Consider the following 20,068-nt stretch of genomic DNA (forward strand, 5'->3'; position numbering starts at 1 on the left):
CGGGGAACTGCGCGATCAGCCACGACGCGCCCGCAGGCCAATCGAACCGCCCCCGAACACACGGGGTCTGGGGGCGCAGCCCCCATGGTCGGCGGTCCGAGTGACCGTTACTGGTCGGAAGAGAAGCGCACCGCGCCCGCCGGGATGCGGGCGTCGCACCACACGCGTACTCCCTCGCGGAGTTCGTTGTCGGCGCCGATGACCGCGCCGTCGCCGACGACCGTGCCGGTGAGGACCGTGCGTTCGCCCACGCGGGCCCTGGTGCCGATGAGGGAGTCGGTGATGACGGCGCCCGGTTCGATGACGGCCCCCGGGAGGATCGTGGAGCCGGAGACCCGCGCCCCCTCGGCCACGAACGCGCCCTCGCCGACCACCGTGCCGCCGGTCAGCTTGGCGTCCGGCGCCACCGTCGCCGTGGGAAGGATCAGGCGGTCGCCGCAGCGGCCGGGGACCGCCGGGGACGGGGCGCGCCCCAGGACCAGGTCGGCCGAGCCGCGGACGAACGCCGCCGGGGTGCCGAGGTCCAGCCAGTACGTGGAGTCGACCATGCCCTGGAGATGGGCGCCGGCCGAGAGGAGGTCGGGGAAGGTCTCGCGCTCCACCGACACCGGGCGGCCCAGCGGGATCGTGTCGATGACCGAGCGGCGGAAGACGTACGCCCCCGCGTTGATCTGGTCGGTGACGATCTCCTCCGGCGTCTGCGGCTTCTCCAGGAAGGCGAGGACGCGGCCGGTCTCGTCCGTGGGGACCAGGCCGTAGGCCCGCGGGTCCGTCACCTTCGTCAGGTGCAGGGAGACGTCCGCGCCGGTCGACTTGTGCGTGTCGACCAGGGCCCTGATGTCCAGGCCCGTCAGAATGTCGCCGTTGAAGATGAGCACCGGGTCGTCGGGGCCGGAGTGCAGACGCGAGGCGACATTGCGGATCGCGCCGCCCGTGCCGAGCGGCTCCTCCTCCGTCACGTACTCGATGCGCAGGCCGAGGGAGGAGCCGTCGCCGAAGTACGGCTCGAAGACCTCGGCCAGATAGCTCGTGGCGAGGACGATGTGGTCCACGCCCGCCGCTTTGGCCCGCGCCAGCTGGTGCGTGAGGAACGGCACCCCGGCGGCGGGGACCATGGGCTTGGGCGTGTGCACCGTGAGGGGACGCAGCCGGGTGCCTTTGCCGCCGACCAGGAGGATCGCTTCTGTCACCTGTCGTCTCTGCTTCCTGCCGGGACCGGCCGAACTACTCGTTTCACTCGTTTCGGCCGGTCAGTGTATGCAGACCGTAGCGGCGGCTCCCTTGACAACCACCCGGTTTCCCACGAGATCGGTGAGAGAACGGTGTGAGAGCGGCGGGCCCCCGAAGACGGCGCCGAGCGCACACCCCGGCCGGCTCAGCGCCCCTGGTAGCGCGCCGCGCTGGAACGGGCCGTACCGAGCTTGGCGTAAAGCCGTTTGCCGGGGCACTCGGTGGCGAATCCGTCCCGATGGCCGGAGATCACGTTCAGTCGTACCTTCTTACCTTTGGGGTAGAGGTTGCCACCGCCCGACGTGAGATATGTCTTGGCACGCGGATCGGCCCCGGAGAGTCCGAGCTTCCACGCGATGAGCCGGGCGACCGCCTTCACCGCGGCGCCGGACGGCTTCGTCCCGCCGAACGAGCCGATCACCGCGATGCCCATGCTGTTGTTGTTGAAGCCGAGGGTGTGCGCGCCGAGGACCGCCTTCGCCACGCCGCCGGCCCGGCCCTCGTAGATGGTTCCGCACTTGTCGACGAGGAAGTTGTAGCCGATGTCCCGCCAGCCCATGCTCGCGACGTGGTAGCGGTAGATACTGCGGATGACGGAGGGGGCCTGGGAGCAGCTGTACTTGTTGCCGGAGGCCGTGTGGTGCACGAAGGCCGCCTTGAGCTTCTTCGTGTAGACGAACCCGCTCTGGCGCAGTGACTCGTCCGCGCCCCAGCCGCGGCGGGTGACGATCCGCGGGCGCGGCCCGATGTACGGCTTGGCCCGCACCGGCCCTGCCAGGCGGGCGAGTTCCCGCTCGGTGGCCCGCTTGCCCAGCGCCGGGATCTCCAGGGCGCCGAAGCGGGCGAGGTCCGTGTTGGCGGCCGAGGCCGCCCGTTCCGCCTCCGAGCGCGGACCGGTACGGGGCGCCTGGGCCGGCGCGCCCCCGGGGGCCGCCTCCGCACCGGGGTCGACGAGTTCCAGGCGCAGGCCGGAGGGCAACGGGGGCTCCGGGCGCTGCGGTTCGGCCGTACGGCCGTCCCGCGCACCCCGGCCGGCGGCACGCACCCGGAGGTCCACACCGTCGGATTCGCCCACCCACAGCGGTGCGGTCGCCCCGCGCACCCGCCGCGCGTCGCGTTCCGCCGTGCCGGGGTCGGCGCCGTGGTCGGCGTTGTGCGTCTCGACGTCCTGCCAGCCGGACCACTTCCCCGTCCGCGCGGACCGCGTCCGCACCTGGACCCGGCCGTGCAACTCGGTGTCCGGGTCGTTCCAGACGACCCCGACCAGCGAGAAGTGCTCGCCGTCGCCCCGGTACAGGCCCTGCTCCGGGGCGGTGCCGAGGACCCGCACGCGGGAGAGGGGGACGAGGGGCAGCGAGCGGGTGCCGCCCGGGACACCGGCTTCGGACGACCGTACGGATGCGCCCGCCTCGGACGGCCGTGCGGGTACGGCGGCTCCGGACGACCGCACCGCTGCGGCGGCCCCGGACGGTCGTGCGGGTGCGGCGGCTGCGGGCGGGGCCGACAGCGGAAGCGCGAGGGCCGCGGCGCAGGTGACGCCGATCGAGGAGACGGCGATCGACGGGGCGCCGTTGGACGAAGTCAGGAATCCACGCATAGTCATGATCTTGAACATAGTCATACAAATCTGTCCATCCATGAACTGACGGACCGTCGGAAACCGTTCCGCCGAACCGGTGGCCCCACCGCACGCTGCACGCGCCCGCCCGCGCGTACCCTTTCCCGGGTGAACGCCACCGATCGCACCCCTGCCGACCTGCTGGCTTCCGCGCTCGCCGCGGACCCCGGCCGCCCGCTGGTGACCTTCTACGACGACGCCACGGGCGAACGCGTCGAACTGTCCGTGGCCACCTTCGCCAATTGGGTGGCCAAGACCGCGAACCTCCTTCAGGGCGACCTGTCCGCCGGTCCCGGCGACCGGGTCGCGCTGCTGCTGCCCGCGCACTGGCAGACGGCGGTGTGGCTGCTGGCCTGCTCCGCGGTGGGCGCGGTGGCGGACGTCGGCGGGGATCCGGCCGCGGCGGACGTCGTCGTCAGCGGGCCGGACTCGCTGGATGCGGCGCGGGCGTGCCGGGGTGAGCGGGTGGCGCTGGCGCTACGGCCGCTCGGCGGGAGGTTTCCGCAGGCCCCCGAGGGGTTCGTCGACTACGCCGTGGAAGTGCCGGGACAGGGGGACCGGTTCGTGCCGTTCGCGCCGGTGGAGCCCGAGGAGCCCGCGCTGATCGTCGCCGGGCGGGAGTTCAGCGGGGCGGAGGTCGTTCAGCGGGCCCTGGCCGAGGCGCCCTCGCTGGATCTGACGGGACCCGGATCGAGGTTGTTGTCCGGGCTGTCGTACGACACCTGGGAAGGGGTCCGCGCGGGGTTGTACGCGCCGCTGGCCACCGGCGGGTCCGTGGTGCTGTGCCGGCATCTGGACCGGCTGGACGAGGAGGCTCTCGCCAAGCGGATCGAGAACGAGCGGGTGACCGCGGTGCGCCGCTGAGCGGCACCGCCGTCCCCCGAGTGGAGTAACACAGGGCGCCTCCCCCGCCCTCCGCCGCCATGGTCGTAAGAGCAGGACGTGACGCTCGTACGCCATGAGGGGGTGCCCCGCCCGTGCCCGACACCGCAGGCAAGGCCCTCGGTCCCGGCCCCGGGGCCTCCGCCACCGGCACAGGGCTCGTACGGCGGCGTCGGCGGCGGTGGGCGAAGGTGACGGCGCTCGGTGCCGCCGTCCTCCTCGCGGCGGCCGCCGGGACCGGCTGGGCCCTCTACGCCAAGCTCAGCGCGAACATCACGGCGGACGACGCGGCCGCCCGCGAACTGGCCCGGTACGAGCGGGAACGGCCCTCCGAACTGGTGCGGGGCGCGCAGAACATCCTGCTGATCGGGTCGGACACGCGGGCCGGGGAGGGGAACTCCGCGTACGGGCGGGATCTGGGCACCGAGCGGTCGGACACCACGATCCTGCTGCATCTGGCCGCCGACCGGCGCAGCGCCACCGCCGTGTCCCTGCCGAGGGACCTGATGGTGGACATCCCCGGCTGCCGGCAGCCGGACGGCAGCCGCAGCGAGCCGGTGTTCGCGATGTTCAACCACGCCTTCCAGCTGGGCGGTTCGGCGTGCACGATCCGGACGGTCGAGAAGCTGACGGACATTCGGATCGACCATCACGTGGTCGTGGACTTCAGCGGGTTCAAGAAGATGGTGAACGCCGTCGACGGGGTGCAGGTCTGCCTGAAGGAGCCCATCGACGACAAGGCGGCCCTGCTGAGGCTGCCCGCGGGCAGGGTCATGCTCAACGGGGAGCAGGCGCTCGGGTTCGTACGGGCCCGCAAGTCGCTCGGCGACGGCAGCGACACCGAACGGATGGAACGCCAGCAGCGGTTCCTCGGCGCGCTCGTCGACAAGATGCAGAGCAACGATGTCCTGCTGAACCCGGTGAAGCTGTATCCGGTGCTGGACGCGGCGACCTCCTCGCTGACCACGGATCCGGAACTGGCCAGTCTGCGTGGCTTGTACCAGTTGGTGCGCGGGCTGCGTGACATCCCCACCGAACAGGTGCAGTTCCTGACGGTGCCGAGGGAGTCGTACGTCTACGACTCCAATCGTGACCAACTCGTGGAGCCGGAGGCCGAGAGGCTGTTCGCCCGGCTGCGGGCCGACCAGCCCTTGGTTGTGACCCGGGAGACGCCGCAGGAGACGCCTCAGCAGACGGCACAGACGGCACTGACGGCGCAGACGGACGGGCAGACAGACGGGCAGCCGGACGGCGGGAACGGCACCTCCGCCGGTCCGTCACCCACACCGACGTTCCGCGGGAACACCGCCGCCGAACACGCCTGTCAGTAATGCGCACATCAAGACGCCGAACTTCCGTCCGGGAAATGAGGCGGATTGCCCAGTTGTAGGCACAGGGAATTTGTCACCGGCGTCGCTTGACGCTGAACTGGGCGGATAGTGTGAGCGATCCGGTGCACCCGGCCGCGAGGTCCGTCCTGGGGCCGTGCACTGATTCACCGAGACCCGAGCGTCTTTGAGGGGGAAGGCGCCGCGTGGCCCCGACGGAGGATTCGGACAACCGTGGACGCGCAAGGCCGTGGGCGGGCGGACAACATCGATCCCGCAGACCAGTGGGTACTCAATCCGAACACCGGCGAATACGAACTGCGACTGGGCCCTTCCGCACCGCAGTCGCCGGTTCCCGGGCCCCGCAGACCCGCCTCCCGGGCGGGCTCCGGTGCGCCGCGCCGCCGTAACGACTCATCACCCGGCGACACGCGTGAGTCGCGCCAGGGGCGCGGGGGCGTCGTACCGCCGCCGCGGTCGGGCCGGCGCCGGGGCGGCGAGCCGGAGACCCCGCAGGGGCGCAGGGCCGCCCGGCGGCCGGTGAAGAAGAAGTCGAAGGCGAAGAAGGTGCTGGCGTGGACCGCCGGCGGCACGGCGTTCGTGCTGGTCGCCATCGGCACCGCCGGCTACCTCTACCTCAAGCACCTCGAGGGCAACGTCACCACGACGGACGTCGGCAGCGCGGCCAAGAACGGCTTCAGCAAGGACGACGCCTTCAACATCCTGATCATCGGCACCGACAAACGCACCGGGAAGGGCAACACGGGCTACGGCGACACCGGCAGCGTCGGGCACGCCGACACCAACATCCTGCTGCACGTCTCCAAGGACCGGACCAACGCGACCGCGCTCAGCATTCCGCGCGACCTGGTCGTCAACGTGCCGGACTGCCCGACCAAGGAGGCGGACGGCACCGAGAAGGTCATCCCCGGCACGGAGAACGTCCGCTTCAACACCAGCCTCGGACAGGACGGGCGGGACCCCGGCTGCACCATGCGCACCGTCAAGGAGGTCACCGGCATCCAGCCGGACCACTTCATGATGGTGGACTTCAACGCGGTCAAGACGCTGACGACGGCCGTCGGCGGCGTGGACGTGTGTCTCGCGCACGCCGTGAACGACAAGCAGTCGCACCTCGACCTGCCCGCCGGCAAGCACAAGATCGAGGGCGAGCAGGCGCTGGCCTTCGTCCGCACCCGGCACAGCTGGGGCAACCAGGGCGACCTGGACCGCATCAAGGTCCAGCAGCAGTTCATGGCCTCGCTGATGCGGAAGATGTCCTCCAGTGACACGCTCACCAGCCCGAGCAAGCTGATCGACCTCGCCGAGGCCGCCACCAAGGCACTGACCGTCGACAAGGGCATCGGCTCCGTGGGCACGCTCAAGGACATCGCGCTGGAGCTGAAGAAGGTGCCGACGAAGAACATCACCTTCCTCACGGTGCCGGTGAAGGACAACCCCGCGGACGGTGTCGTCCACAAGACGGTGATCGTCGACCCCGCGCTGGCCCCGCAGGTGTTCGACGCGATCGACAACGACGTCTCCTTCACCGAGGTGAAGAAGAAGCAGAAGGCGGAGAAGGACGCGGAGGCCGCACGCCTGAAGGGCAGCAGGTCCGCGCCCTCCGAGGTGCGGGTGCGGATCCTCAACGGCGGTGCCGTCGCCGGCAGCGCGCAGGAGACCCTCGGCTGGCTGCAGAACCAGGAGGGCGTCCTCAAGTCGGAGAACGCGGGCAACGCGCCCGCGGAGCTGGACAAGACCACGCTGGAGTACGCGCCCGACCAGGCGGCGCAGGCCCGGGAGCTGGCTCAGCTGATGGGTCTGCCCGGTTCCGCGCTCAAGCCCGGCAAGAGCGTGACCAACTCCCAGGGGCTGCCGGCGATGACGCTGACCCTGGGCAAGGACTTCAAGGGCGCGGGCGTCTCGCTCACCGCTCCGAAGAAGGCTCCGGACGTGGACAAGTCCACGGCGGACAAGGTGAAGTGCGCGTCGTAGGTAACCCAACGGGCCCGTCGTGCGTCTAACCGGACGCGGGACGGGCCCGTTGTAACGCGCAAGGGTGGGGAGGGCAGGAAGTTTGGCGCAGAGCGATGTGCGAGGGCAGGACCCTGCGGTCGACGACACGATGTCGCCCGCACGGCGGGACCGGGACACACCGGAGGGGTCCGGCCGGCACGGCGGCGGGCAGCGCAGAGGGGGTTCCACGACGGAGCGACCGCGGCGCAGACGGCGCGCCCTGCGCTGGTCCGCGACCGTGCTGGCGGTGGTCATACTCGGCACGGCGGGCGCCGGTTACCTGTACTACCAGCACCTGAACGCGAACATCCGCAAGGGCCAGCGCAGCAGCGCCGACGACTCCAAGGCGTACAAGACGCCGGCGAACGCGGCCGGGCAGACGCCGGTGAACATCCTGCTGATCGGCTCCGACAGCCGTAACACCCCCCAGGATCTGAAGCTCGGCGGCAGCAGGAGCAGCGTCGGCGCTCCCCCGCTCGCCGACGTGCAGATGCTCATCCACCTGTCCGCGGACCGCAAGAGCGCCGCCATGGTGAGCATTCCCCGGGACACCCGCGTGCACATCCCCAGGTGCACCGACCCCAAGACCGGCAAGAACTATCCGGAGACCGACGACATCATCAACACCACCCTGGCCCGGGGCGGGGCCGGCTGCACGCTGGCCACCTGGGAGGACCTCACCGGGGTCTACATCGACCACTGGATGATGATCGACTTCGCGGGCGTGGTGAACATGGCGGACGCCATCGGGGGCGTCGAGGTCTGTGTGAAGCAGAACGTCTGGGACCACCCGACGCCGGCCCAGCCCGGCGGCTCCGGGCTGAAGCTGAAGGCCGGGACCCAGAAGGTCTACGGCGAGCAGGCCCTGCAGTGGCTGCGCACCCGGCACGCCTGGGGCAGCGACCTGATGCGGGCCCGTGCCCAGCACATGTACCTGAACTCGATGGTCCGCACCCTGAAGCACCAGAACGTCTTCACCGACAGCGGGCGGCTGATGGACCTGGCGGAGGCGGCCACCAAGTCGCTCCAGGTCTCCGAGGAGATCGGCTCGGTCAAGAAGCTGTACGACCTGGCCATGGAGCTGAAGTCGGTGCCGACGAACCGCATCACGTCGATGACGATGCCGCACCTCGAGGACGCGCAGAACAGCGAGCACGTCGTGCCGGACAGGCCCAACGCCGACAGGGTGTGGAGGATGCTCCGCGACGACGTGCCCTTCGACAAGAACGGCAAGCCGTCGGCCGCGAAGCAGGTCGAGGTCAAGACCCCGGCGACCAAGTCGCCCTCCACGGACCCCAGTCGGCTGGGGGTGCTGGTGCGCAACGCCACCCGGACCTCCACCGAGCCCCCGGTCGGCGGCCGGGCGAACGACGTCAGCCAGGTGCTGGCGCAGGACGGCTACATCCGGGCGACCGCCGACACCTCGGGGACGCTGTCCGAGGACAGCACGGTCGTGCAGTACCCGAGCGCGGACCTGGAGGGCGACGCCCAGGCCGTCGCCAAGGCGCTGGGCATTCCCATGAGTTCGGTGAAGCAGTCCACCGACGTGTCCGGGGTCACGGTCGTCGTCGGTGCGGACTGGCGCACCGGCAGCGGCTACCCCAAGCAGTCCGAGCCGAAGCCCGGGGACATGCCGGGGAACACCGACTCGATCAACGGCGCGGACACCAGCAAGTGCATGGACGTGTACAAGCCCTATCAGTGGTGACCGGCATCGGGGCCCCGGCGACGGGGCCCCGACGGACGGTCAGGCGCTGTACACCGCCGGCCGCCGCGAGGCGATGACCTTCCGCGCCAGCGACTTCGGACTGGTCAGAAAGCCCCAGCCCCACGACATGTGCATGGTGGCCAGGGCCACCGGTATCTGCAGCCGGGCCTTGAGGGGCAGCCCCCTGCCCGCCGGGACCGAGCCCGCGGCGATCGCCGCCAGATAGCCGCCGGGCACGACGAGGGCCCACGGGGTGAGCACCGCGCCGGCCACGATTCCGGCCGCTATCGCGCACACCGCCGCCGGCGGGGCGAGGTAGCGCAGGTTGATGGAGCCGGAGTGGTAGCGGGCGACGACGTGCCGCCAGCGGCCATAGTCCTTGTACTGCTTGGCCAGCGCGCGGACGGAGGGCCTTGGCCGGTACGACACCCTGAGCTCGGGCGAGAACCAGATGAGGCCGCCCGCCTCCCTGATCCTGAAGTTCAGCTCCCAGTCCTGGGCGCGGATGAACTCCTCGTTGTAGCCGCCCTGCTGCTCCAGGGCCTCGCGGCGGAACACCCCGAGGTAGACGGTCTCGGCGGGCCCGGCCTCGCCGCCCGTGTGGAAGGCGGCGTTGCCTACCCCGATCTTCGAGGTCATCGCGGCGGCGACGGCGTACTCCCAGTCGTTCTCGCCCTCGGCGTGCATGATGCCGCCGACGTTCTGCGCACCGGTCTCCTCCAGGAGCCGGACCGCGGTGGCGATGTAGTTCGGCGAGAGCATGCCGTGGCCGTCGACGCGGACCACGATCGGGTGCCGGGAGGCCTTGATCGCCGCGTTCAGCGCGGCGGGGGTACGGCCGGTCGGATTGGGGACGGTGTGCACGCGCGGGTCTCCGGCGACCAGCTCGGCGGCGATCTCGTCCGTGCGGTCCGTGGACGGACCGAGGGCGATCACGACCTCCATCTCGCCGGCGTACTCCTGCGCGAGGATCGCTTGGACGGCCCCGCGCAGATGCCGCTCCTCGTTGAGGACGGGCATGATCACAGATACCGCGGGGTGTCGCACGTCGGGCTTGGCGTTCATAGGGGGCTCACGTTACCGCGAACGGGGGACACCGGTGCGCGCCGCCGGGGCGGAGGGCCGGGCTGGAGATCGTATCGGCCTACCGTGCTCACGGATCCCACGTACGGCGTCGTCCGGAGGTGTCCCCCTTGGCAAGCCCGCCCCGGTCCCCCGCTCGTCCGCAGCGCCGACCGCAGCCGCCCCGCCGTGTGCCGCGTCCGCCCGAGCGGCCCGTGCGGTCCGTACGGCCGCCCCGGCGGCCACGCTGGGCCATGCGGGCGGTCAGCACGCTGTCGGTCGTGGTGCTCGCCTCCGCCGGGATCGGGCACGCGGTGATGAGCAGCCTGGACGCGGGGATCGCCAGGATCGACGCCTTCAAGGACATGAAGAACCGGCCGCGCGCGGGCCAGGGCATGAACATCCTGCTGGTCGGCACCGACGGCCGCGACAGGATCACCGCGGCGGAGCGGCGGCAGTACCGGCTGGGCGGGGTGCCCTGCCACTGCACCGACACGATGATGATCGTGCACGTCTCGGAGAACCGGGAGCGGGCCACCGTGGTGAGCCTGCCGCGCGACTCCTACGCCGAGGTTCCCGCGCACACCGACGTCAGCTCCCGGCGGGAGGTCGCACCGCACCCCGTCAAGCTCAACGCGGCCTACGCCGAGGGCGGCCCCCAGCTGACCATCCGCACGGTCGAGAACATGACCCATGTGAAGATCGACCACTATCTGGAGGTCGACTTCACCAGCTTCATGAGGACCGTGGACGTCCTCGGCGGGGTGAACGTCTGCACGACGACCCCGCTGAAGGACTCCTACACCGGCCTCGACCTCAGCCCCGGCACGCACATGCTGGACGGCGGGCATGCCCTGCAGTACGTGCGGGCCCGGCACGTGGACGCGGCGAGCGACCTCGGCCGGATGCAGCGGCAGCAGCGGTTCCTGGCCGCGCTGATCGAGCGGGCCACCTCCTCCGGGGTGCTGCTGAACCCGATGCGGTTCAGGGACGTGACCCGCGCGGTGCTCGGCTCGGTCCGCGCCGACGAGGGCTTCGGCACCGACGAGCTGCTCGACCTCGGCCGGGCCATGCGGAACTTCTCCCCGTCCTCCTCCGAGTTCACCACCGTGCCCATCGTGCAGATGAACTACGCCGTCAAGGGCCTCGGCTCGACCGTGAAGTGGGACCAGGCCAAGGCGGACCAGCTCTTCTCGTCCCTGCGCGACGACAAGCCGCTCACCGTGGACCAGCCGCAGCGCGGCCACGGCCCGGCGCCCTCGGCGCCCGTGGAGGTGGACCCGCGGCAGATCCGGGTCCAGGTGGAGAACGGCACCGGCACGGTCGGCCTCGGCAAACGCGTCGACGCGGGCCTCGCGGCGACCGGCTTCGCCACGACCCGGCTGCCGGTGACGGCAGCCGCACACGTACCGCACTCCGTGATTTCGTACGACCCCCGCTGGGACCGCTCGGCCCGTGCCCTGGCGGCCGCCCTGCCGGGAGCCCAGCTGCGCGCCGTACCGGGCCAGGGCCCGTTGCTGAGGGTGACCGCCGGGGCGGACTTCAAGAACGTGCACAAGGTGCACTTCGAGGACCCCGCCCGGCCGCAGCAGGTGGCTGTGCGCGGCAGCGAGGTCGTGTGCCCCGGAGCCGGCTCATGAGGCGCACTTCACCTGGTCGGCCGTGTGCGTCGGGACGGCCGGGGGCGTCGCCGGGCCGGTGAGGGGGACGCCCGCGCCCCGGAAGTCGGCGCCGAGCCGCAGCACGATCGCCGGGAGTCCCTGGGCGTTGGTCTCACTGCGGCCCGGTTTCAGCGCGGAGGCCGGCAGCCCCATGAGGTCGGCCAGCTCGCGCGCCTGGTCGGCCTGGGCCGGGGCGTACTCCAGGGTCGTCCTCGGCTGGCTGGTGCCGGCGTTGCCGAGCTGGCTGGACCTGGTCACGCCCTTCTCGGTCTGCAGCCAGGCCAGCGTCGTCTGGGCGGAGCCGTCGGGGGCGCCGGCGTTGTAGAGGTCGACCCGGACGTCGCCGGGCGCCGAGCGCGCGCCCTTGGGCTGGGCGGCCTCCTGCGCCTTCTGCTTCTTCTTCACCCCGGTGAAGGAGGCGTCGTTCTCGATCATGGAGAAGACCTGCCGGGCGGGCCCCTCCTGCACGATGACCGTCTTGTGGACCGGGCCGTCGGCGGGGTTGTCCCGGACCGGCAGGGTGGCGAAGGTGATGTTCTTCGGCGGCACCTTCTTCAGTTCCAGGGCCACGTCCTTGAGCGTGGTGATGTGTCCGATGCCCTTGTCCACCGTGAGCGCCTTGGTCGCCGTCTCCGCCAGGTCCAGCAGTCTGCCCGGGCTGGTGAGCGTGGAGTCGGACTTCATCTTGCGGAACAGCGCGCCGAGGAACTGCTGCTGGACCTTGATGCGGTCCAGGTCACCGAAGTTGCCCCAGCTGTAACGGGTGCGGACGAAGGCCAGGGCCTGCTCGCCCTCGATCTTCGCGGGCCCGGCGGGCAGGTCCAGGTGGGACTTCTTGTCCTTGACGGCGTGCGCGAGGCAGACGTCGACCCCGCCGACGGCGGTGGTCAGCGTCTTCACGGCGTTGAAGTCGGCCATCATGAAGTGGTCGACCTTCATGCCCCCGGCGAGCCGCTCCACGGTACGGACCGTGCAGCCGGGGTCGCGGCCCAGCTGGCCGAGGCTGGTGTTGAAGCGGACGCCCCGGGTGCCCGGGACGGTCTTGAACGACCCGTCGGGCTGTCTGGTCGGGCAGTCCGGTATGTCGGTGATCAGATCCCGGGGGATGCTGAGCGCGGTCGCGTTCGTCCGGTCCTGGGAGACGTGCAGCAGGATGTTGGTGTCCGCGTGCCCGACGCTGTTGGCATCGCCGTAGCCGGAGTCGCCCTTGCCCTGCCGTTTGTCGGTGCCGATCACCAGGATGTTGAACGCCTTGTCCTTGCTGAAGGAGTCGCTGGTGGCACCGGCGGTGTCCGTGGTGCTGATGTTGCTGTCGAGGTGCTTGAGGTAGAGATAGCCGCCGACGGCACTGGCGACGACCACGAAGGCGACGGTGCCGGTCGTCCACAGCAGAATCCTTTTGCCGGTGGACCTCTTCCCGGCCTTGCGCTGGGCACGGCCGCGGGCACCGGTACGGCCCGCGGCACGGCGAGGGCCGGGCACTCCCGGCCGGCCCGTGGCGTCCGGAGCGGACCGCGGCGCCGGTACGGCCGGCTGCTCGGCGGTCGGGGCCGGCTCGGCAGGCGCGGCCGGCTCGGCGGTCGGGGCCGGACGCAGTTCGTACTCGCCGGTGTCCGGGTTCAGCACCCACTGGTCCGCGGGGTCGAAGCCGCCGCCGTGGCCGGATTCTGATGTGCTCACGCCATCACGGTATCCGCACAGATCATCGGCGGACGGCCGACGTGACACTTGCCACTTCCGTACAACCCTCTTGGAAGGGGCGGCAGTTGCTAGTCCTCGAAGCCTTCGGCGGCGCGCTTCTCCCGCAGCTCGCGAATCTCCCGGCGGCGGGCCAGGCGATGGGTGCGGCGGATCTGGGCCTCCTGGTAGCGGCGGCGGTCGCGGTCGGTCTCCGGGACCACCGGCGGCACCCGGCGCGGCTTGCCGTCGGCGTCGACCGCCGCGAAGACCAGGTAGGCGGAGCCGACCTGGGTGGGCGGGGTCGACTCGTTCCAGCGCTCGGCGAGAACCCGCACACCGACCTCCATGGAGGTCCGGCCGGTCCAGTTCACCTGCGCCTTCACATGGACCAGGTCACCGACGCGCACCGGCTCCAGGAAGACCATCTCGTCCATCGACGCGGTGACGGCGGGACCGCCGGAGTGCCGGCCCGCCACGGCACCCGCCGCGTCGTCGACCAGCTTCATGATCACCCCGCCATGCACCGTACCCAGCAGGTTGGTGTCGTTGTGGGTCATGATGTGGCTGAGGGTGGTGCGCGAGGCGGACGTCGGCTTGCCGGGTATGTCCGACTCCATGTCCGGTTCCACGTCCGTGGCCTGGTCTGTCATGCCCTCCACCTTATGCCGAAGCGGCAATCGCGGAATTTGTGTCGGCTTCGCAACAGCGCCGCTGTTATTTTCCGACAGCCCTTGTAAGCCCCACACCGATGCCCTGCACACTGGGGCCCATGAATGACTGGCCCCAGGGATGGTCCGACGACAACCGCGGCCCGCGCTACGGACGCGGCAGTGCCGGCGCACAGCCGGAGGGCGCCCGCGCGATGCGGCAGGTGCGGCGCGGCCCGGCGGTACCGCCCGGGCAGCGCTCCTACGGCGACCCCGGCCCGGCGGCGCCGCCGTACGGGGCCGGAGTCCCACAGCAGCCGTCGTACGTCGACGGCCAGGGATACGACGACGGCTCCGGTTACGACAGCGGCTACAACACCGGGCAGGTGTACGGCGGCGGTGGGCAGCGCGGCGGCGGCTTCGTGCCCAACGACAACGACCCGGACCCGCAGCTCGACCACTACCGGCCGCGCCCGAACTGGCGGCGCCGGCTGAAGTGGACCGCGATCACGCTGGTGACCGTGCTGTTCGTCACGTCCGTCGCGACCTACTTCTGGGCCGACTCCAAGCTGCGCCGCGAGGTCGACCTGTCCAAGGTCATCGACCGGCCGTCCGCCGGCTCCGGCACGAACTACCTGATCGTCGGCTCCGACAGCCGTGAGGGCATGTCCAAGGCGGACGAGAAGAAGCTGCACACCGGCTCCGCCCAGGGCAAGCGCACGGACTCGATGATGATCCTGCACGTCGGCGACAACGGCGACACGCTGATCTCGCTGCCGCGCGACTCGAACGTGACGATCCCCTCGTTCCAGGGCTCCACGTCCGGCAAGATCCGCCCCGCCATGGGCCCGAACAAGCTGAACGCGGCGTACGCGTACGACGGCCCGACGCTGCTGGTGCGCACGATCGAGTACAACACCGGCCTGCACATCGACCACTACGTGGAGATCGGCTTCCAGGGCTTCGCCAAGATCGTGGACGCGGTCGGCGGTGTCACGATCAACATCGACAAGGCCTTCAAGGACAAGTACTCGGGCGCCGACTTCAAGGCCGGCGACCAGACCCTGAACGGCGCGCAGGCCCTCGCCTTCGTCCGCACCCGGCACGCGTTCGCGGCCTCCGACCTGCAGCGCACCAAAAACCAGCAGAAGTTCCTGTCGGCGCTGGCCCACCAGGTGGCCACCCCGTCGACGGTCCTCAACCCCTTCAAGCTCTACCCGACCATGGGCGCGGGCCTGGACTCCCTGATAGTCGACAAGGACATGTCCCTGTGGGACCTGGCCTCGATGTTCTGGGCGATGAAGGGTGTCCAGGGCGGTGACGGCACGTCGATGAACATGCCGATCTCGGGCTCCGCCGGCGGCAACCTCGTCTGGGACAAGGCGAAGGTCAAGACGCTGGTGAACGAGCTGAACAACGACGAGAAGGTCACCGTCTCCGGCAACTGACCGACCCTTCGCAAAGACCGTACGCAGAGTGAGGGCACCCCGCCGGGTGCCCTCACTCTGCGGTTCGGGCAGGGCTCACAGGCCGGCGCCCGCCATCGCACGACAGGTCTCCGCGCAGCGGCGACACGCCTCCGCACAGCGCATCATCTGCTGGTCGTCGGGCATGGACATACACGCCTCGGCGCACATGGCGCACACCTTGGCGCAGAGCGTGCACATCTCGGCGGACATGGGCGAGCGGCGCATCATCATGTCGGCGCACATGCGGGTCGTCTCGGAGCAGTCCATCAGGGCGCGCATGACCTGCATCTGCTGCTGGCCGCCCTTCTGCATGCACGAGCTCATGGTCTCCTCGCACATGCTGTGGCAGTTCATGCAGGCCTCGATGCAGTCCTGCATCTGCTGGGTGAGCGCCGGCATCATCTGGGACTGGGTCATGGCTCCTCCTCGGAGAGGCGAGGGCCCGGGGCGGGCCCCGTGTGCTTCCGTCCTACGTCGGCCGGGCCCGGCCCGCATGTGACCGACCGGTCGTAAGGTGCGGCCGAACAGCAGAAAGGCGCCCCGCGGGGCGCCTTTCCGAGGAGCCGAAGCCGCCCTTGCCGTTACGGCAGGTTGCGGGCCATGACTATCCGCTGGACTTGGTTCGTGCCTTCATAAATCTGCGTGATCTTGGCGTCGCGCATCATGCGCTCCACCGGGTAGTCACGGGTGTAGCCGTAGCCGCCGAGCAGCTGGACGGCGTCCGTGGTGACCTCCATCGCCACGTCCGAGGCGAAGCACTTGGCGGCGGCGCCCAGGTAGGTGAGGTCGGCGTCGCCGCGCTCGGAGGCGGCGGCGGCCTGGTAGGTGAGGGCGCGGGCCGCCGAGATCTTCATCGACATGTCGGCGAGCATGAACTGGATGCCCTGGAAGTCGGCGATCGCCTTGCCGAACTGCTTGCGCTCCTGGACATAGCCCTTGGCGTAGTCGAAGGCGCCCTGTGCGACACCGAGCGCCTGCGCGGCGATGGTGATGCGGGTGTGGTCCAGGGTCTTCATGGCCGTCATGAAGCCCGTGCCCTCCTCGCCGATCATGCGGTCGGCGGGGATGCGGACGTTGTCGAAGTAGACCTCGCGGGTCGGGGAGCCCTTGATGCCGAGCTTCTTCTCCGGGGCGCCGAAGGAGACGCCCTCGTCCGACTTCTCGACGACGAAGGCGGAGATGCCCTTCGAGCGCTTGGCGGGGTCCGTGACCGCCATGACCGTGTAGTACTCGCTCACCCCGGCGTTGGTGATCCAGCGCTTCACGCCGTTGAGGATCCAGTGGTCGCCGTCGCGGACCGCCTTGGTCTTCATGCCGGCCGCGTCCGAGCCCGCCTCCGGCTCGGAGAGGCAGTACGAGAACATGCCGTCGCCCTTGGCGAGCGGGGTCAGGTACTTCTTCTTCAGCTCCTCGCCGCCGGAGAGGATCACCGGGAGGGAGCCGAGCTTGTTCACGGCGGGGATGAGGGAGGAGGACACGCAGGCGCGGGCGACCTCCTCGATCACGATGACCGTGGCGAGCGCGTCGGCGCCGGCGCCGCCGTACTCCTCGGGGACGTGCACCGCGTGCAGGTCGTTGGCCACGAGGGCGTCCAGCGCCTCCTGGGGGAAGCGGGCCTCCTCGTCCACGGCCGCGGCGTACGGCGCGATCTTCGCCTCGACCAGGGAGCGGACGGCGTCGCGGAGCATGTCGTGCTCCTCGGACGGGCGGTACAGGTCGAAGTCAGCCGTTCCGGCCACGGTCTCTCACGCTCCAAAGACGCAGTGATACTGACGCTAATTACCGTTAAGTAACTCAAATTTTAGAGGGCCGCCCGCAGCACGCCTACGTGAGCTACACGACAGCGGGGAAATCGCCCGGCAAGGGGCCCGACTATGCTCAGGGGCCGCATCACCGACGTACCGAGCTGGAGCGCATCCATGAGCCTGAAGATCACCGTGATCGGCACCGGTTATCTCGGCGCCACGCACGCCGCGGCCATGGCCGAGCTGGGCTTCGAGGTGCTGGGACTCGACGTCGTGCCCGAGAAGATCGCCATGCTGGAGCGCGGCGAGACGCCCATGTACGAGCCGGGGCTTCAGGAGCTGCTGCGCCGGCACGTGGCCGGCTTCGAGGGCTCCACCGGGCGTCTGCGGTTCACCACCGACTGGGCCGAGGTCGGGGCGTTCGGCGATGTGCACTTCGTGTGCGTGAACACCCCGCAGCGGCACGGGGATTACGCGGCCGACATGTCGTACGTCGAGTCCGCGATCTCCTCTCTCGCCCCGCATCTGCACGGCCCGGCCCTGGTGGTGGGCAAGTCGACCGTGCCGGTGGGATCGGCCGAGCGGCTGGCCGGCTACCTCGCCGAGCACGCCCCGGCGGGCGCGGACGCCGAGCTGGCCTGGAACCCGGAGTTCCTGCGCGAGGGCTTCGCCGTGCAGGACACCCTGCACCCGGACCGGATCGTGGCGGGCGTGCGCAGCGAGCGCGCCGAGAAGCTGCTGCGTGAGGTGTACGCGACGCCGGTCGGCGAGGGCACGCCGTTCGTGGTGACCGACTTCCCGACGGCCGAGCTGGTGAAGACGGCCGCGAACTCCTTCCTCGCCACGAAGATCTCCTTCATCAACGCGATGGCGGAGGTGTGCGAGGCCGCGGGCGGTGACGTGGCGAAGCTGGCGGAGGCCATCGGGCACGACGACCGGATCGGGGCGAAGTTCCTGCGCGCCGGGATCGGCTTCGGCGGCGGCTGTCTGCCGAAGGACATCCGGGCGTTCATGGCGCGGGCCGGCGAGCTGGGCGCGGACCAGGCGCTGACCTTCCTGCGCGAGATCGACTCGATCAACATGCGCCGGCGCGGCCAGATGGTCGAGATGACCCGGGAGGCGCTCGGCGGCGGCTCCTTCCTCGGCAAGCGGGTCGCGGTGCTCGGCGCCACGTTCAAGCCCGACTCGGACGACGTACGTGACTCGCCCGCGCTGAACGTGGCCGGCCAGATCCACCTCCAGGGCGGCCAGGTCACCGTGTACGACCCGAAGGGCATGGAGAACGCCCGCAAGGTCTTCCCCACCCTGGGCTACGCCGACTCCGCACTGGCGGCCGTGCGCGGCGCCGACGTCGTCCTGCACCTCACCGAGTGGCGGGAGTTCCGCGAGCTGGACCCGGCGGCGCTGGGCGAGGTCACGGCGGCCCGGCTGATCCTGGACGGCCGCAACGCGCTCGACCCGGAGCTGTGGCGCCGGGCGGGGTGGACGTACCGGGCGATGGGCCGCCCGACCGCATAACCCACGGGACAGGTGACGCCGGTTCGGCCGAGGCTCAGTCGGCCGAACCGGCGTCTTTCCGCATTCTGCACCACCGGACACATACGTGGCCGGTGAACTTCCTGTGTCTTACCCCTCCTTGGCCCGGTACCGGCGCATCTTCGCCCGCGCCCCGCACACCTGCATCGAGCACCAGCGGCCGCGCCCGGCCGGACTGCGGTCGTAGTAGGCCCAGTGGCAGGTATCGGCCTCGCAGGCCTTCAGCCGCATCCAGGTGCCCCCGGCCAGCCCCTCGGCGACGGCGGCGGCGACGCGGGAGCGCAGCGGGGCGTCCGGGGCGGGGGCGAGGGAGGCGGAGCCGTCCCGCTCGTCCACGGCGACGTACAGGGGTGCGGCGGACAGCAGCGTGCCGAGCGGGGTCACCTCGCGGTGCGGCCGGTGCCCGGCGTGCGCGAGCAGCGCGGCCCGCAGCGCCTCTCGCAGCTCCCGCGCCTCCGCCAGCCCGTCCTCGGCGATCCCGAAGCGCCCCCGGCCCTCCTCGGTGTCCAGCGCGTCGGCGCCGGTCTCGATGTCCAGCGTGTTGACCAGGGACTCGACCAGCGCCAGGGCTCCGGGGGCGGCCGATCTCTCATTCATGGTTGCGACGTTACCTCCAGTGCGGGAGCATGCAGTAACCGTTACCGGTTGCCCGGCTTTACGGGTAACTCGCCCGTGACACAAGGAGGTAGTCATGGCTCTCGCCAAGCTCGGCGTCGTGGTGCTGGACTGTCCCGACCCCCGTGCGCTGGCCGGCTTCTACGCCGGAGTGCTGGGCGGCACGGTGGAGGGGGACGGCGAGTGGGTCGACCTGAAGGTGCCCGGCGGGGCGGCGCTGGCCTTCCAGCAGGCGCCGGGGTTCGTGCCGCCGAAGTGGCCCGCGCCGGACGCCTCGCAGCAGTTCCATCTGGACCTGGTCGTGGAGGACCTGGACGCCGCGGAGAAGGGCGTGCTGGAGCTGGGCGCCAAGCCGCTGGACGCGGAGGACCGCGAGCGGACCTTCCGTGTGTACGCCGACCCGGCCGGGCACCCGTTCTGTCTGTGCGCCTGCTGAGCCGTCCGACGTCCGAGGGAGGACAACCATGGCGTCCGTCGCCCGTTTCCGTTCCGTCGTGCTCGACTGTCCCGATCCGCACGCGCTGGCCGCCTTCTACGCGGCGGTGGCCGGGGGCACCCCGGACGCCGAGGACGACGACTGGGTCGTCCTGAAGGTTCCGGACGGGCCGCGGCTGGCCTTCCAGCGGGCCGAGGGCCACACCCCGCCGGAGTGGCCACGCGCGGACCGCAACGGCCAGCAGTTCCACCTCGACTTCGACGCGGGCCGGACCTGGGCGGAGATCGACGCGGCCCACGAGCGGGTGCTGGCGCTGGGGGCCCGGCCGCTGGACCTGGAGGACCGGGAGAAGAAGGACTTCCAGGTGTACGCAGACCCGGCCGGGCATCCGTTCTGTCTGTGCCGGATCGATCACCCGTAACCCGTGTGACCTAG

The 20,068-nt window shown here is 70.7% G+C and carries 17 protein-coding genes; 9 read left to right on the plus strand and 8 right to left on the minus strand.

The window, feature by feature from the left end:
- Nucleotides 1-107 precede the first annotated feature (107 nt).
- Nucleotides 108-1,190, minus strand: a complete 1,083-nt coding sequence (manB, locus tag LMU33_RS39670) for a mannose-1-phosphate guanylyltransferase (protein ID WP_228626792.1) — start codon at nt 1,188-1,190, stop codon at nt 108-110.
- A 185-nt stretch (nt 1,191-1,375) separates the two neighbouring features.
- A complete protein-coding gene (locus LMU33_RS39675; protein WP_372478153.1) occupies nt 1,376-2,827 on the minus strand; it encodes a peptidoglycan recognition protein family protein in 1,452 nt (483 codons plus the stop codon).
- 129 nt (nt 2,828-2,956) lie between these two features.
- Here LMU33_RS39675 and LMU33_RS39680 point away from each other — a divergent pair, with 129 nt between their 5' ends.
- The 4 genes from LMU33_RS39680 (at nt 2,957) to LMU33_RS39695 (ending at nt 8,782) form a co-directional block, all read left to right on the plus strand.
- Nucleotides 2,957-3,712, plus strand: a complete 756-nt coding sequence (locus tag LMU33_RS39680; RefSeq protein WP_228626796.1) for a TIGR03089 family protein — start codon at nt 2,957-2,959, stop codon at nt 3,710-3,712.
- Between the two features lie 113 nt (nt 3,713-3,825).
- Nucleotides 3,826-5,061 carry an LCP family protein gene (locus tag LMU33_RS39685; protein ID WP_228626798.1) on the plus strand — a complete coding sequence of 412 codons (1,236 nt, stop codon included), beginning with the start codon at nt 3,826-3,828 and terminating at the stop codon, nt 5,059-5,061.
- Between the two features lie 231 nt (nt 5,062-5,292).
- Complete coding sequence (locus tag LMU33_RS39690) at nt 5,293-7,053, plus strand: LCP family protein (protein WP_228626800.1); 1,761 nt, start codon at nt 5,293-5,295, stop codon at nt 7,051-7,053.
- A 130-nt stretch (nt 7,054-7,183) separates the two neighbouring features.
- Nucleotides 7,184-8,782 carry an LCP family protein gene (locus tag LMU33_RS39695; RefSeq protein WP_228626823.1) on the plus strand — a complete coding sequence of 533 codons (1,599 nt, stop codon included), beginning with the start codon at nt 7,184-7,186 and terminating at the stop codon, nt 8,780-8,782.
- 39 nt (nt 8,783-8,821) lie between these two features.
- Here LMU33_RS39695 and LMU33_RS39700 read toward each other — a convergent pair whose 3' ends face one another.
- Nucleotides 8,822-9,847 carry a glycosyltransferase family 2 protein gene (locus LMU33_RS39700; RefSeq protein ID WP_228626802.1) on the minus strand — a complete coding sequence of 342 codons (1,026 nt, stop codon included), beginning with the start codon at nt 9,845-9,847 and terminating at the stop codon, nt 8,822-8,824.
- Between the two features lie 128 nt (nt 9,848-9,975).
- Here LMU33_RS39700 and LMU33_RS39705 point away from each other — a divergent pair, with 128 nt between their 5' ends.
- Complete coding sequence (locus LMU33_RS39705; protein ID WP_443728987.1) at nt 9,976-11,484, plus strand: LCP family protein; 1,509 nt, start codon at nt 9,976-9,978, stop codon at nt 11,482-11,484.
- Here the strand turns inward: LMU33_RS39705 and LMU33_RS39710 are convergent.
- Together LMU33_RS39710 and LMU33_RS39715 are read right to left on the minus strand one after the other, a co-directional pair.
- Nucleotides 11,479-13,185 (minus strand): LCP family protein, encoded by a 1,707-nt coding sequence (locus tag LMU33_RS39710; protein WP_228626806.1) that lies wholly within the window; start codon nt 13,183-13,185, stop codon nt 11,479-11,481. The two genes, LMU33_RS39705 and LMU33_RS39710, sit on opposite strands and share 6 nt — an antisense overlap.
- An 89-nt stretch (nt 13,186-13,274) precedes the next feature.
- Complete coding sequence (locus tag LMU33_RS39715) at nt 13,275-13,835, minus strand: acyl-CoA thioesterase (protein WP_228626808.1); 561 nt, start codon at nt 13,833-13,835, stop codon at nt 13,275-13,277.
- A 119-nt stretch (nt 13,836-13,954) separates the two neighbouring features.
- Here LMU33_RS39715 and LMU33_RS39720 point away from each other — a divergent pair, with 119 nt between their 5' ends.
- Nucleotides 13,955-15,280: an LCP family protein gene (locus tag LMU33_RS39720; RefSeq protein WP_228626810.1), complete on the plus strand. Its 1,326-nt coding sequence runs from the start codon at nt 13,955-13,957 to the stop codon at nt 15,278-15,280.
- A gap of 75 nt (nt 15,281-15,355) precedes the next feature.
- On the opposite strand, the gene LMU33_RS39725 is transcribed toward LMU33_RS39720, so the two are convergent.
- Both LMU33_RS39725 and LMU33_RS39730 read right to left on the minus strand, forming a co-directional pair.
- Nucleotides 15,356-15,718 (minus strand): four-helix bundle copper-binding protein, encoded by a 363-nt coding sequence (locus LMU33_RS39725; protein ID WP_228626812.1) that lies wholly within the window; start codon nt 15,716-15,718, stop codon nt 15,356-15,358.
- 164 nt (nt 15,719-15,882) lie between these two features.
- Nucleotides 15,883-17,040, minus strand: coding sequence for an acyl-CoA dehydrogenase family protein (locus tag LMU33_RS39730; protein ID WP_308280853.1), 1,158 nt, complete (start codon nt 17,038-17,040; stop codon nt 15,883-15,885).
- A gap of 180 nt (nt 17,041-17,220) precedes the next feature.
- Here LMU33_RS39730 and LMU33_RS39735 point away from each other — a divergent pair, with 180 nt between their 5' ends.
- Nucleotides 17,221-18,564, plus strand: coding sequence for a UDP-glucose dehydrogenase family protein (locus tag LMU33_RS39735; RefSeq protein ID WP_228626814.1), 1,344 nt, complete (start codon nt 17,221-17,223; stop codon nt 18,562-18,564).
- A 108-nt stretch (nt 18,565-18,672) separates the two neighbouring features.
- Here the strand turns inward: LMU33_RS39735 and LMU33_RS39740 are convergent, their stop codons facing one another.
- Nucleotides 18,673-19,179, minus strand: coding sequence for a CGNR zinc finger domain-containing protein (locus LMU33_RS39740; protein WP_228626816.1), 507 nt, complete (start codon nt 19,177-19,179; stop codon nt 18,673-18,675).
- Nucleotides 19,180-19,273: 94 nt separating this feature from the next.
- On the opposite strand from LMU33_RS39740, the gene LMU33_RS39745 reads away from it, so the two are divergent.
- Both LMU33_RS39745 and LMU33_RS39750 read left to right on the plus strand, forming a co-directional pair.
- A complete protein-coding gene (locus tag LMU33_RS39745; RefSeq protein WP_228626817.1) occupies nt 19,274-19,633 on the plus strand; it encodes a VOC family protein in 360 nt (119 codons plus the stop codon).
- Nucleotides 19,634-19,661: 28 nt separating this feature from the next.
- Complete coding sequence (locus tag LMU33_RS39750) at nt 19,662-20,054, plus strand: VOC family protein (protein WP_228626819.1); 393 nt, start codon at nt 19,662-19,664, stop codon at nt 20,052-20,054.
- Nucleotides 20,055-20,068 lie beyond the last annotated feature (14 nt).

The organism is Streptomyces barringtoniae, from assembly GCF_020819595.1.
GTDB lineage: Bacteria > Actinomycetota > Actinomycetes > Streptomycetales > Streptomycetaceae > Streptomyces > Streptomyces barringtoniae.

Bases quoted from the DNA above. Each gene is read 5' to 3' on its own strand.
- LMU33_RS39735 (WP_228626814.1), top strand. From the start codon at position 17,221: ATGAGCCTGAAGATCACCGTGATCGGCACCGGTTATCTCGGCGCCACG.
- LMU33_RS39700 (WP_228626802.1), bottom strand. From the start codon at position 9,847: ATGAACGCCAAGCCCGACGTGCGACACCCCGCGGTATCTGTGATCATG.
- LMU33_RS39715 (WP_228626808.1), bottom strand. From the start codon at position 13,835: ATGACAGACCAGGCCACGGACGTGGAACCGGACATGGAGTCGGACATA.
- LMU33_RS39740 (WP_228626816.1), bottom strand. From the start codon at position 19,179: ATGAATGAGAGATCGGCCGCCCCCGGAGCCCTGGCGCTGGTCGAGTCC.
- LMU33_RS39750 (WP_228626819.1), top strand. From the start codon at position 19,662: ATGGCGTCCGTCGCCCGTTTCCGTTCCGTCGTGCTCGACTGTCCCGAT.
- LMU33_RS39725 (WP_228626812.1), bottom strand. From the start codon at position 15,718: ATGACCCAGTCCCAGATGATGCCGGCGCTCACCCAGCAGATGCAGGAC.
- LMU33_RS39745 (WP_228626817.1), top strand. From the start codon at position 19,274: ATGGCTCTCGCCAAGCTCGGCGTCGTGGTGCTGGACTGTCCCGACCCC.
- LMU33_RS39720 (WP_228626810.1), top strand. From the start codon at position 13,955: ATGAATGACTGGCCCCAGGGATGGTCCGACGACAACCGCGGCCCGCGC.
- LMU33_RS39695 (WP_228626823.1), top strand. From the start codon at position 7,184: ATGTCGCCCGCACGGCGGGACCGGGACACACCGGAGGGGTCCGGCCGG.
- LMU33_RS39675 (WP_372478153.1), bottom strand. From the start codon at position 2,827: ATGCGTGGATTCCTGACTTCGTCCAACGGCGCCCCGTCGATCGCCGTC.